The organism is Rhodococcus wratislaviensis (genome assembly GCF_900455735.1).
Taxonomy (GTDB): Bacteria; Actinomycetota; Actinomycetes; order Mycobacteriales; family Mycobacteriaceae; genus Rhodococcus_F; species Rhodococcus_F wratislaviensis.
Genome location: NZ_UAUI01000011.1, coordinates 818,904 through 831,164, shown reverse-complemented (window position 1 = coordinate 831,164; position 12,261 = coordinate 818,904). Strand labels below are relative to the sequence as shown.

At 67.1% G+C, this 12,261-nt stretch carries 11 protein-coding genes; 4 read left to right on the top strand and 7 right to left on the bottom strand.

Annotated elements, in window-relative coordinates; translation table 11 throughout:
- Positions 1-73 precede the first annotated feature (73 nt).
- The 3 genes from DTA22_RS17540 to DTA22_RS17530 all read left to right on the top strand — a co-directional run bounded on the left by DTA22_RS17540 (position 74) and on the right by DTA22_RS17530 (position 3,909).
- Positions 74-736 (top strand): hypothetical protein, encoded by a 663-nt coding sequence (locus DTA22_RS17540; RefSeq protein WP_112300262.1) that lies wholly within the window; start codon positions 74-76, stop codon positions 734-736.
- A gap of 72 nt (positions 737-808) precedes the next feature.
- A complete protein-coding gene (locus DTA22_RS17535; protein WP_009476677.1) occupies positions 809-1,291 on the top strand; it encodes a hypothetical protein in 483 nt (160 codons plus the stop codon).
- A gap of 263 nt (positions 1,292-1,554) precedes the next feature.
- A complete protein-coding gene (locus tag DTA22_RS17530; protein WP_112300261.1) occupies positions 1,555-3,909 on the top strand; it encodes an arylsulfatase in 2,355 nt (784 codons plus the stop codon).
- A 22-nt stretch (positions 3,910-3,931) separates the two neighbouring features.
- On the opposite strand, the gene DTA22_RS17525 is transcribed toward DTA22_RS17530, so the two are convergent.
- Positions 3,932-4,741: an MBL fold metallo-hydrolase gene (locus DTA22_RS17525; protein WP_112300260.1), complete on the bottom strand. Its 810-nt coding sequence runs from the start codon at positions 4,739-4,741 to the stop codon at positions 3,932-3,934.
- A gap of 42 nt (positions 4,742-4,783) precedes the next feature.
- Complete coding sequence (thiG, locus tag DTA22_RS17520) at positions 4,784-5,551, bottom strand: thiazole synthase (protein ID WP_112300259.1); 768 nt, start codon at positions 5,549-5,551, stop codon at positions 4,784-4,786.
- Positions 5,552-5,761: 210 nt separating this feature from the next.
- Here thiG and DTA22_RS17515 point away from each other — a divergent pair, with 210 nt between their 5' ends.
- A complete protein-coding gene (locus DTA22_RS17515; protein ID WP_112300258.1) occupies positions 5,762-5,977 on the top strand; it encodes a hypothetical protein in 216 nt (71 codons plus the stop codon).
- Between the two features lie 14 nt (positions 5,978-5,991).
- On the opposite strand, the gene DTA22_RS17510 is transcribed toward DTA22_RS17515, so the two are convergent.
- The 5 genes from DTA22_RS17510 to DTA22_RS17490 form a co-directional block, all read right to left on the bottom strand.
- Positions 5,992-8,190 carry a serine/threonine-protein kinase gene (locus DTA22_RS17510; protein WP_112300257.1) on the bottom strand — a complete coding sequence of 733 codons (2,199 nt, stop codon included), beginning with the start codon at positions 8,188-8,190 and terminating at the stop codon, positions 5,992-5,994.
- A gap of 12 nt (positions 8,191-8,202) precedes the next feature.
- Positions 8,203-9,213 (bottom strand): glutamate ABC transporter substrate-binding protein, encoded by a 1,011-nt coding sequence (locus tag DTA22_RS17505; RefSeq protein WP_037234719.1) that lies wholly within the window; start codon positions 9,211-9,213, stop codon positions 8,203-8,205.
- Complete coding sequence (locus tag DTA22_RS17500) at positions 9,213-10,559, bottom strand: hypothetical protein (RefSeq protein ID WP_112300397.1); 1,347 nt, start codon at positions 10,557-10,559, stop codon at positions 9,213-9,215. Before DTA22_RS17500 ends, DTA22_RS17505 begins: the two co-directional genes overlap by 1 nt.
- A gap of 189 nt (positions 10,560-10,748) precedes the next feature.
- On the bottom strand, positions 10,749-11,042 hold the full coding sequence (locus DTA22_RS17495) for a hypothetical protein (RefSeq protein WP_037234714.1): 294 nt from the start codon (positions 11,040-11,042) through the stop codon (positions 10,749-10,751).
- Between the two features lie 44 nt (positions 11,043-11,086).
- Positions 11,087-12,250: a thiolase family protein gene (locus tag DTA22_RS17490; RefSeq protein WP_112300256.1), complete on the bottom strand. Its 1,164-nt coding sequence runs from the start codon at positions 12,248-12,250 to the stop codon at positions 11,087-11,089.
- Between the last annotated feature and the right edge of the window lie 11 nt (positions 12,251-12,261).

Here is a 12,261-nt window from a genome sequence, read left to right as displayed (position 1 = left end):
GAGTGCAGGGACTCGTCAACCGCGCACGGGCCGAAGGCCTGTCGGGAAACACGACTTCGGTCTAGATTGGTGTATGGCCGAAGTGCAGGGCGATGCGCGGTTGCGGCAGCTGAAGACTCCGCGCGCCGCGGCGATCGCCGGTATCGTGTTCGCCGTGCTCTTCGCCATCAGCTTCGTGCTGGTGCGCACCGCGCTGCCCGGCGGCGTCGTCACGGACACGGCGTGGGTGGGGCGCACCGGATCGAGAATGTCTGTCGCATTGACGCTTTTACCGTTCGCGGGTATCGCATTCCTGTGGTTCGTCGCCGTCATCCGCGACCGGCTCGGGGATCTCGAGGACCGATTCTTCTCGACGGTGTTCCTGGGCAGCGGGCTGCTGTTTCTGGCCATGATCTTCACCTCGACGGCGGTCGCCGGTGGTGTGCTCGCCATCTCGCGGCAGTCCGACCTCCCGCAATCGTCGATCGTCTACTTCGGGCGGGAGGTGATGCTGCAGATCAACAACGTCTACGCGCTGCGCATGGCCGGGGTGTTCATGATTTCGCTCGGCACGATCTGGCTACGCACCGGCCTGATGCCGCGCTGGCTGGCGGTGATCACCTATCTGGTGGCGCTGAGCCTGCTACTGGTCGTCAGCCTGAGTTTCTGGGTGACTCTGCTGTTTCCGGCGTGGGTGCTGTTGATCAGTGTGTTCATCCTCTCGGGTGGTCGGCACGAATCGACCCGCCCGAACTGAGCGTGCACGGCGACGCCGAGCACCGGGTTACGGCTCTGGCGGAAGATGTTTGTTTCATGAGACAGTGCCGGTGTGGCCAATCCCGCGCCCCGGCGCCCCACCGATCCAGAGGCCTTGTACCGGGTGGTGGCGGCCCGCCGCCTGCAATACGAGAACCTGCTCTGGCAGGTCCCGGCCCTGAGCCTGACCGCCCAAGCCTTCCTGTTCAGCATCGCGCTGGGTCAGGGCGTCGACACGTGGGCTCGGATCTTCTCCGCAGTGCTCGCGCTGAACTTGTCGGTGATCTCGATCATGCTCATGGCGAGCCACCGACAGGCTGAAATTCGGGACGTACAGTGGCTCGACCGCTTCGAACAGGACGAACTCGGGGCGGGAGACTGGGGGCCGCACGGCGCGGCCTTCCGGAAACCCTATGAAACGAAGTTGGATGCAGGCTGGTTCGGGAACCTCATACACCTGCGGCTCATGTTCTACGTGTGGATCGTTGGACTCGGAATATTCGGCGTCGTCGCGATCTCGATGATCGTCAGGACCATTCTCACCACGGTGCTGTAAGCCCCTGACGTCCATCCGGTGTCGCCGCACACGCACACCGCCATAGATGCCGGCCCTTTCGGGGCCGGAATTCAACCCGTCAAGACTCGCCCGGAGTGGGGGAAGAAGATCGTGTCGGCTCGTACCGTGCGGGCGTAGACACCCGGTCGTCGGCGGCCGGACGATGAATCCGGCGGGGATCACCGGCGATCCCCGCCGGCGACCGGTGCACGGGTGCAGCGACCGCATGGCAGGTCAACCCTACCCAGTCGAGGAGTGACACCATGGCCAGGAATCAGCGGGGGAAGATCGCGGTCGATATTCGTGACTCGGTCCCGGACTGGGAACCGTACCTGCCGACACCAGCCCCTGACGGTGCCCCGAACATCCTGCTCCTCGCCTGGGACGACGTGGGATACGGCACCATGGACGTCTTCGGCGGCCCGGTCGACACCCCGACCATGAGACGCATCGCGAACATGGGGACGAAATACGCGAACTTCCACACCACGGCATTGTGTTCCCCGACCCGGGCGTCGCTGCTGACCGGCCGCAACGCCACCACCAACGGCATGGCGACCATCGCGGAGTTCAGCTCCGGATTCCCGGGCATCTCGACCCACATCCCGTTCGAGAATGCGTTCATCTCCGAAGTTCTGGCCGAGCAGGGCTGGAACACCTACTGCGTCGGAAAATGGCACCTCACCCCGGGCGAAGAGACGAACATGTCTGCGGTCAAGAGCCGCTGGCCACTGGGCCGCGGATTCGAACGCTTCTACGGATTCCTCGGCGGCGAGACGAACAGCTGGTACCCGGATCTCGTCTACGACAATCACCCGGTCGATGCTCCCGGCACCCCCGAGAACGGCTACCACCTGTCGAAGGACCTGTCGGACAAGGCCATCGAGTTCATCCGCGACGCGAAATCCGTCGACCCCGACAAACCGTTCTTCATGTATCTCGCGCCGCAGGCCGGGCACGCACCGCACCACGTCCCCGCGGAGTGGGCCGACCGGTACAAGGGCAGGTTCGACGAAGGGTACGAGGCCATTCGCGCCGGAATCCTGCAGCAGCAGAAGCACATGGGACTTCTGCCCGAGAACACCGAGCTCTCACCCATCAATCCGCACGGAGAGCCGACACGCACCGGGCCCGACGGGCAACCCTGGCCGAAACTCGATACGGTCCGGCCCTGGGCGTCGCTCACCGCCGACGAGCAGCGCCTCTTCGCGCGCATGGCCGAGGTGTTCGCCGGCTTCGTCTCGTACGCGGACGATCAGCTCGGTCGGGTGATCGACTTTCTGGAGGACTCGGGGCAACTCGACAACACGCTCATCGTCGTCATCTCCGACAACGGCGCCAGTGGTGAGGGCGGCCCGAACGGATCGTTCAACGAGTGGCGCTTCTTCAACGGGGTCGCCGACACGACCGAGGAGACACTCCCACACCTGGACGAACTGGGTGGGCCGGCGTCGTACAACCACTACAACACCGGATGGGCCTGGGCGTTCGATACACCGTTCCCGTACTGGAAGCGGTGGGCCGGCTACGAGGGCGGCATCGCCGACATGTGCATGGTCGCCTGGCCGGCAAAGCTCGAGCCCAGGAGTGAGCCCCTGCACCAGTACATCCATGCCGTCGATATCGTTCCGACGATCTACGAACTGGTGGGAATCGAACCGCCGCGCACCCTCGGGGGATACCTTCAGAACCCCATCGAAGGGGAGAGTTTCGCGGCATCCCTGACCGATGCGACGGTACCGGGCAAGGAGCTGCAGTTCTACACGATGCTCGGTCAGCGATCCCTGTATCAGCGGGGATGGCTCGCCACTGCCGTGCATCCGCCACTGTCCGGGTGGGGTCATTACGAACACGACGTCTGGGAGCTCTACCACCTCGACGAGGACCGGGCCCAGACCAAGGACCTCGCCGCGCAGGAACCGGAACGTCTGGCGACCCTGAAAAGCCTGTGGTTCTACTACGCCGGTCTCTACAACGGTTTGCCACTCGACGACCGCAGCGCCCTCGAGCAGGTCGTGGCCGAGCGGCCGCACTCCGGGAAGAAAAGAGATCAGTATGTGTATTACCCGGATTGCGCGGATGTTCCCGAGTCGGCCGGTGTCCCGATCAACGGCCGGTCGTTCACGATCGCGGCGGGGGTTCGCCTGGACACCGCCGACGCCGAGGGCGTCCTCTACGCCCACGGTGGCGTGGCCGGCGGACACAGCCTGTACCTGAAGGATCGTCGACTGCACTACGTGTACAACTGGCTCGGAACACACCTCCAGGAGATCACCGCCGAAAGCGAGATCACTCCGGGATCACATGTCTGTACTGCCGAGTTCACGGTGGAGGGCAAGAACACCGACCCGGCAGTGCCGGGGTTCGCGGGAGCTGTCACCTTGTACGTCGACGACCAGCGGGTGGCGGGCGGGAACATCGTGACCCAGCCGGGCGCGTTCTGCCTCGTCGGCGACGGCATCTGCGTCGGGCGTGACAGCGCATCCCCGGTGACCCCGGACTACACCGCACCGTTCACCTTCACCGGCGGCGCAATCGACAAGGTCGTCGTCGACGTGTCCGGCGAACGGTACATCGACCACGAGGCTCAGGTGCGGGCCTGGTTCGCGATCGACTGAGCCCCTTCGTGAAGCGGTAGCGCTAGCCCCGCTCACCGGCCAGTTCCTCGAACAGGGTCGGGTCGTGGGCGGAGAAGACGCGCACCCGCGGCGCCTCCTGATTGTTCAGTTCCCGGAGTCGACGATGATTGCCGCGGATCTTCGAACGGTCCACCGCGATCAGCTCTTCCATCACGCGCAGGGCGCGACCCTCGGTTCCCGGCGACACCTGTCCGGGGGCGGCGACCGTGCTGCGGTGGTAGAACGCGTCGCCCGCGTGCAGCAGCCAGCCCGTCTCGCCGGTGTCGACGGCCACCGCCGCGTGGCCCCGGGTGTGGCCGGGCAACGGGACGAGCACGATGCGGTCGCCGACCCCGGCGATCGGGTAGGTGTCGGAGAAACCGAGCACGGATTCGCCCGGCCCCGAGTAGGTGTGCACCGTGGGTGCGGGGGTGAGCTGGGCGGGACGGTACCGGACCTTCTCCCGGAACGACGAACGTCCTTCCCATGCTGTCCGTTCCGCGGCGGTGGTGTGCAAAGTGGCGTTCGGGAAGTCGGCCACACCGCCGATGTGGTCGAAGTCGAGGTGGGTCGCCACGATGTGGGTCACGTCCGCAGGATTCAGGCCCAGCTTCTCGAGCCGGCGGACCGCCGTCTCCGACTCCCTGAACCGGGCACCCATCAGGTTCGAGTACCGGCCGACGCATCCGGTGGGGTCGGCGACATCCGCCTTCCCGAAGCCGGAGTCGACCAGCACGATGCCCGCGTCGGTTTCACACGCCAGTACGTGGCACACCAACCGCCCGATGAGCGCCGAGGAGAACGAGCCGCAATTGAGGTGGTGTACCCGCATGGGGGTTCACGCTAGCCGAGTCGGCGTTCGCGGGACGCCCGATTACACCGCGACCGGTGACGACGCCTGCGCCCAGAACCGTTTCGGTATTCGTCCGGCGTTCCGGGCGTGGCGCCCGGCCGTGACCGCTCCGGCCATCGCCGCGGCCATCAGCGGAGGGTCCGAAGCCCTCGTCACCGCCGTGGCGAGCAGTACGGCGTCGCAGCCGAGTTCCATCGCCAGTGCTGCGTCGCTCGCGGTGCCGATCCCGGCGTCGAGAATGACCGGGATGTCGGTGCGCGCGACGATCATCTCGATGTTGCGGGGGTTCGAGATGCCGAGCCCGGTGCCGATCGGCGAACCGAGTGGCATCACGGCGGCGCATCCGGCATCGACCAGGCGCTGGGCGAGCACGGGGTCGTCGTTGGTGTACGGCAGCACGACGAATCCGTCGTCCACGAGTTGTTCTGCTGCCGAGACGAGTTCGATCCCATCGGGCAGGAGCGTGCGCTCGTCGGCGATCACTTCGAGCTTGACCCAGTTGGTGCCCAGGGCCTCGCGGGCCAGGCGCGCAGTCAGCACCGCCTCCGCGGCGCCCCGGCAGCCGGCTGTGTTCGGCAACAACGCGATGCCCAGCCGATCCAGCAGTTCGAGCAGCCCGGTTCTCCCTGCGGCGTCCACTCGGCGCATCGCCACCGTCGTCAGTTCGGTGCCCGAGGCGACGAGTGCCTCTTCCAGCACCGAGAGGTTGGCCGCACCGCCCGTGCCCATGAGAAGCCGGGACGAGAAGTCCCTGCCCGCGATCGTGAGTGCGTCGGTGTGGATGCGCATGGGTACCTCCGGTCGAGATGTCAGCGAGCACTCGAACCCTACGATCGAATCGTCTCTAGCGTCAGAGCCACTTGTGCGCTACGTCATAGGTCCAGATTGGTCCCCTGTCTCGCCGTCTTTCTGGATCTTCTGGACCCGTACCAGATGGCCCAGAGTTGTCGGTGCGATGAGCCCCGTGGAGAACGCCACGTCGTCACGATCGGAGTAGAGATGAGCACCATGATCGCGAGCAGGAACCGCACCGCGAGGTCGAGGGAGGAGGAGCGCCTGGCAACGGAACTGGAGGACGCTCGGCGACGGATCATCGAACTCATGGGCCAGCTGGCCGAAACGGTCCGCAGCCGTGATGCTTTGAGCGACCGTATGCAGGTGATGGCGTGGAATGCCCGGTGGGGCCGCGAGCACATCGGATTCGGGGTGCTGTGACCCGAGTTCGGGTGTTACAGCCACGTGGTCGGGCGGATCAGGTTGGCGAGATCCACCAGGGTGTACCGATGCCTGCGCTCGGGTGCCTTGCGGGCGAGGGCCCGGAGCGCCGACTCCGCCCCGGTGCGCAGACCGCGTTCGGTGAACGGCACGCTGAGGATCCTCGTCGTCTCGGGGATACCGCCGGCGTGCAGCCAGTCCACGGCCACGCCGAGGACGAGCACCCGGGTCTGGAGTGCGCGACGCTCGTCGTGGGCGAGAAGTTCGACGCGCCGGGCGGCCTCCTGGAGATCCAGTTCGCTCACCTCGGCGAGGGGCCGATCGTGGACGAGCATCAGCACACTCGTCAACCGGGCCTCGGCATAGTGTCGTGATGTCGGTGGCACCTCGTCGAGCGCCTCCACCGCGGCCGCCCGGTCGTCGCGGTGCTCGAGTTGCCGCGACAGCCCGAACGCAGCACTGACTGCGCCGTGATCCGTGCGCCACACTGTGCAGTAGTACTTTTCGGCGGTTCGGCGCCACCGCTCGATGTCCTCGCCGGAGCGGTATTCGCACCACATCTCGGCCGTCGCCGCGAGGGCGAGCTTCGGGGCCTCCTCGCCCGGCAGCGCGGTCAGGACGGAATCGAATCGGGTGAACGCCGCCTCGAAGTCGCCGCCCACCAGCGCACACAGTCCCGTGTGCCAGTCGACGCGCCACGTGTCCTCATGTTGGTGGTCGAGGGATTCGAGAATGGTGGCGGCATCACGGGGCTGCCCGAGATCGAGGTGTGCGCGTACCTCGGCGAGCGGGATCTCGATGCTCGTGGACGCCACGCCGTCGTCCGCCGCCTCCTTCGCCCTGTGCAGTGAATCGAGGAGTTCCCTCGGTCTGCTGTGGACGACGGACAGTAACGGCGCGGCCGGATCGTCCGGATCCACCAACGGAATCGGTAGTGCTCGAACGATACTCATCGCGCTGATCCGCTCGTCCCGACGATGCCCGTCGACGTAGACGTCGGTGCGGCTGATCGTGAGGTCGGTCCCGAACGTCGTGCGCTGCGGGCTGAATCGGTGGGACAGTCCCGGATGCGGCTGGCCGGTCTGCTGGGCCCGCACCTCGCGCAGGACACCCTCGAGTTGCGTCGACATCTCCTCGGCCGACGCGAAGCGGCGGGCCGGATCGGGCTGGATGGCCCGCAGCAGCAGCCGGTGATAGAACTCGTACTCCGCCAGCAGCGGCGCTTCCTCGGGTGTCGGCAGGCCGTCGACGTAACAGCCCCCGGCAGTGGGCATGTCGAGGGTCAGCACGGCGAGTGTGCGCCCGACGGTGTAGATGTCGGAGGCGACGGTGGGACCGGTGGTGGCGATCTCGGGGGCTTGGTAACCCTGTGTGCCGTAGATGTATCCGTGGTCCCCGATCCTGGCGACCGCGCCCATGTCGATGAGCTTGAGCTGGTCGTAGTCGTCGCCGATCATGATGTTCTCGGGTTTGAGGTCGTTGTACACCAACCCCATCGAGTGCAGGTATCCGAGCGCGGGCGTGACCTCGAGGAGGTAGCGGATGGCGTGCTCCACCGGCAGCATCGGCTTCGGTTCGTCGGGCCCGGCCTCCTCCTTCAGTTCGGTGAGCAGGTCGCGCAGCGTTCTGCCCCGGACGTACTCCATGACGATGTAGCCGATGGGATTGCCGTCCATCCCGGGGTGTTCGACGAAGTTGTAGATCTTGACGATGCTCGGATGCGTGACCTCGGCGAGGAACCGGCGCTCGGCGAGAGCAATCTCCTGGGCCACGGGGTCGCCCGAATGCAGCAGGCCCTTGAGGACCACCCAGCGGTCGCTGACATTGTGGTCGAGCGCGAGGTAGATCCAGCCGACGCCGCCGTGGGCGAGGCACCCAAGGACCTCGTACTGGCCCGCAACGAGTTCGCCCGCCTCGAGTTGCGGGGCGAACGAGAAGACGGTGCCGCAGTGGGTGCACACCCCCTCCGTGTCTCCCGGCCGCGCGGCGGTGGAACGTCCGACGGGGCGTTTGCATCGGTCGCAGTAGCGTTTGTGCTCCGCCAGAACGGGATTGGTCAGGAGCATCGACAGGTCGGAGGTGTGGACGGCGTCCGGCACCGTGCGCGACGAGGGGACGTCCTCGTCGTCGTCATCCGCGAACGGATCGAACCGCACACCCCTGGTGGATTGCGGGTCGTCGTCCATCGGCGTTCGCCTGGTTTCGTCGCTCACGTCGGTGTCACCTCAGTCCCGGTAGGTGGGGGCGGGTGGTCCGGCGGTAGGGCCGAGAACCGTCAGCCAGTTGTCGTAGAGCCTCGTCCAGGTTCCGTCCGCACGCATCCGATCCAGCGTGCCGTTCACGAAGCGCACCAGATCCTCGTTGGTCTTGTTGACCCCGATGCCGTACGGCTCCGACTCGAGCGGCGGGCCGACGATCTCCAGGTTCGGATCCTGGGCGGCGAGCCCGGCGAGGATGGAGTCGTCGGTGCTCGCGGCGTCGGCCTGCCGCTGCTGGAGAACCACGAGGCAGTCATCCCAGTCGGGTACCGCCACTATCGTGGCCTCGGGCTGCACTCGGCGAACGGTGTCCAGTGAGGTGGTGTCGCCGGCGGTGCAGACGCGCTTGCCCGCCAGATCCTCCGGGCCGGAGATGCCGGATCCCTTCGGCACCAGCAGACGTTGATAGGCCTGGAAGTACACGGTGGAGAAGGCGACACGCTCGGACCGTTCGCAAGTGATCGACGTGCTCTTGACCACCAGATCCACGTCCTCGTTCGCGAGGGCATCGAAACGGTCGCCGGACGTGAGCAGTCGGAACTCGACCCGGGAGGGGTCACCGAACAGGTCCCGCGCCACCTCTCCCGCGACATCGACGTCGAATCCCATCAGCATGCCGGTGGTCGGATCCCGGAAACTGAAGAGGTTGGTGTTCTGGTCGATTCCGACGATCAGCCGGCCGCGGGCGGTGATCTCGGCAAGCGAGCTTCCCGGCGCCCGGATGTCCGGCGCGGCGGGGCGGAGACTCGCGAGCGCGCCGCAGGAGTCGGGTGCGGGTGGCTCCTCGGGTACGTCGCCCCCGGTGGGCAGAAGGAGCTCGGCCCCGCTCGTCAACGGGGTTTCCGAGTAGTCGCCCGAAACGGTGGGAGTGAGGGGCTGCGGGGTGGCGCATCCGGCCGCGAGGACGGCGACCACGGCAGCGGAGAGGAGGAGGGCGCGCGGGCGCGTCCGCCGTCTCGGTCGACTCACCCGCGTCATCAGTGGTACTCGTTCAGTCTGGGCCAGATCCCCCCACCGACGGCGAACCCGCAGAGCACGCCGATCACCATGCTACCCACCGCGAGCAGCGACAACGAGCGATATGCGTCGGCCATCCCGTCGAGTTCCTCGCTGCGGAATCGGTCGATGCCGTCCTGCAACGACTCGTCGAGGGCCGCGAACGTGGCGGGGGACGCCGAGTCCGCGGGGCCGATCGCGATGGCCTTCGCCCCCGGGTAGTCCCCCACGTCGAGCTTCTCCTGCAGCATGGTGTGCGCGCGCCGCCAGTCGCCGAGCGCGGTGACGGCGGCGTCGATCGGCGGTGTCGTCGCCGGCCCGTGATCGCCGTCCTGCAGCCCCCCGAGGATGTCGGCGAGTTCGGCCGACCGCCGGGCGTAGTCGACCTCGGACTGTTCGTCGGAGCCGCGCTGCAGCAGCGCGAGCGTCTCGTCCGCCCGGGCCTGCTGGGCGAGGATCCGTGCCTGGGTGATCGTGCCGAGCGGTTGCGCCCCTTCGGTTCTCGCCCGGTCCGTGGCTGCGGTGGAGACCAGGGTGGCGGCGCCCAGCCAGATCAGGAGGGTGGCAGCGAGGAGGGAGGCGAGGACGAGGCCGGGATTGACGCGACGTTTGCTCTTGCGCGCCAGGTACACCTGCGCGAGGACGAGCGCGACGAGCAGGGCGACGGCGACGGCGAACGCGGCCCTCGGAAGCCGCCCGGTGAGGAACTGGGTGTCGGCGACGGATCTCGACTGCTCCGAGTAGAGACGCTCGGCTGCGGGCAGGATCGTGTCCTGCATCATCGCGGAGGCATCGCTGAGATAGGCGACGCCGACCGGGTTGCCCGACCGATTGTTGGCGCGGGCCGTGGCGATCAGGCTGGTGTAGTCGGCGAGATCCCTCGACACCTCGGACAGCAGCGCGAGGGCCGCGGCGTCTGTCGAGGCGACGCCGTTCGACGCGGTGACCAGCGCGTTCGACGCGTCCCCGATCGCCTGGTTGTACCGATTTCGGACGGCGATCGGCTCGACACCGCCCGAGATGAAGGACGTGGCGGCCGCGGCGTCGGCGATGGACAGCGAACTGTAGAGCCGTTCGGCCGCGTAGGTGAGGGGTTCGGTGTGCGTCCGCAGGGTCTCGATGCGCTGTTGCCGGGCACTGATCGCCGCCGAGGTGATCGCCCCGGTCGCGAGCGCGGCGGTGACGAGGGCGATCCCCAGCACGGACAGTCGTCCCGGGGTCGAGACGAGGAATTCCCGCCACGGCCGGCGCGGGGATTCGGGCTCGACGAGCAGGGACTCGTCCAGCGAGTGTTCTTCGGTGACGGCATCGTCTCCGCGGTGGAACACGGTGTCCTCCTCCGCCGAGGTCTTCTGCAAGTGTGCCCCGATTCCCGGCGGGTCGTGCCGGAAAAGCCGATGTCGTGTCGGAAGCACACAGAAGGACGGGGAGGGGTGGGACGGATCGTCCGCCCCTCCCCGACCTGGGCACCATCAACGGCCACTGCCCCGAGCCCGGGAGGCTGAGGCTGCGGGTGGTCAGGACCGGTTCGTTTGCCGATCCAGCGGGTACGCGCTGGCGAGACTGCGAATCTCTTCCTGGCCGCACGTCGATTCAGGAATGACCTGCCATAAACGCTCGACGAATCGGAGCGATGTCATCCCGAAGTTGACGAGGATCTCCTCCCCGGTCGCACCCCCGTAGGGTGCCCACCGGCCGGCGAACTCGATGAGGCGCTGCGCCTCGTTGTCAGGGTGCTTGCCGTTGCGGTCGACATCGATCCACTCGACGCGACGCCTCTGTTGCCATCGGCGAGGTTCTCGGTAGTTCATGGCATTCGATATCTCTCGGTCCTGAGGTCCAACGATGACCAGCGTCAGCCCGCGACGGCGAGGTTCTCGTAGATGGTGGCGTTGGCCATGCCGCCGCCTTCGCACATCGTCTGCAGTCCGTAGCGGACTCCGTCGGCCCGCATGTGATGCACGAGGGTGGTGGCCAGGCGGGCGCCGGATCCGCCGAGCGGGTGTCCGAGCGCGATCGCGCCGCCGAGAGAGTTCACCCTGTCTTCAGGCGCCCCGGTCGCCCGTAGCCACGCGCCCACCACGCTGGCGAACGCCTCGTTGACCTCGAATGCCCCGATGTCGTCCATTGCCAGTCCGGCCCGTTCGAGCACCCGTGCGGTGGCGGGGATCGGCCCTGCCAGCATCGCGACCGGATCGTCGCCCACCACCGTGGCGGTGTGCACCCGCGCAAGGGGGGTGAGTCCCAGTTGCCGTGCGCGCTCGCCTGACATCACCAGCAATGCGGCTGCGCCGTCCGAGATCTGCGAAGCATTGCCTGCGGTAATGCGGCCGTCCTCACCGAAAGCCGGTTCCAACTGCGCGAGCTTCTCGAGGGTGGTGGTCCGACGGATTCCCTCGTCGACCTCGAGTTTTGTTCCGTCGGGCAGGGTCACCGGCACGATCTCGCCGGTGAATCGGCCGTCGTCGGCCGCCTGTGCGGCTCGCTGGTGTGAGCGCAGGCTGTACTCGTCGAGCCAGCCACGGCTCTGCTCGTAGCGGTCGGCGAGGATCTCGGCACCGCGGCCCTGGTTGAACTCGATGCCCTCGTAGCGTCGCCGGATCGCTTCGCTGTTCGGATCGCCGAGTCCGACGCGTCGCGCCGATCCCATCGGGATCCGGGTCATCGATTCGACTCCACCCGCGACGACGACGTCGTACTGGCCCGAGATGACACCGGCGGCCGCGAAATGCAGTGCTTGCTGGCTCGATCCGCACTGCCGCTCGATCGTGGTGCCGGGAACCGACTCGGGCCATCCGGCGGCGAGAACCGCGTTGCGGGCAATATTGCCTGCCTGCTCGCCGACCTGACCGACGCATCCCCACAGGACGTCGTCGACTGTTGCGGCGTCGACCCCGGACCGGTCGAGCAGCGCAGTCAGGACGGTCGCGGAAAGGTCGACGGGGTGAACCTCCGCGAGGCCACCTTTGCGGCGACCGATGGGGCTCCGGACGGCCTCGACGATGACTGCATCACGCATGGTGTGTTCCT

Bases quoted from the DNA above. Each gene is read 5' to 3' on its own strand.
- DTA22_RS17490 (WP_112300256.1), bottom strand. From the start codon at position 12,250: ATGCGTGATGCAGTCATCGTCGAGGCCGTCCGGAGCCCCATCGGTCGC.
- DTA22_RS17540 (WP_112300262.1), top strand. From the start codon at position 74: ATGGCCGAAGTGCAGGGCGATGCGCGGTTGCGGCAGCTGAAGACTCCG.
- DTA22_RS17495 (WP_037234714.1), bottom strand. From the start codon at position 11,042: ATGAACTACCGAGAACCTCGCCGATGGCAACAGAGGCGTCGCGTCGAG.
- DTA22_RS17525 (WP_112300260.1), bottom strand. From the start codon at position 4,741: ATGCGGGTACACCACCTCAATTGCGGCTCGTTCTCCTCGGCGCTCATC.
- DTA22_RS17515 (WP_112300258.1), top strand. From the start codon at position 5,762: ATGAGCACCATGATCGCGAGCAGGAACCGCACCGCGAGGTCGAGGGAG.
- thiG (WP_112300259.1), bottom strand. From the start codon at position 5,551: ATGCGCATCCACACCGACGCACTCACGATCGCGGGCAGGGACTTCTCG.
- DTA22_RS17530 (WP_112300261.1), top strand. From the start codon at position 1,555: ATGGCCAGGAATCAGCGGGGGAAGATCGCGGTCGATATTCGTGACTCG.
- DTA22_RS17505 (WP_037234719.1), bottom strand. From the start codon at position 9,213: ATGACGCGGGTGAGTCGACCGAGACGGCGGACGCGCCCGCGCGCCCTC.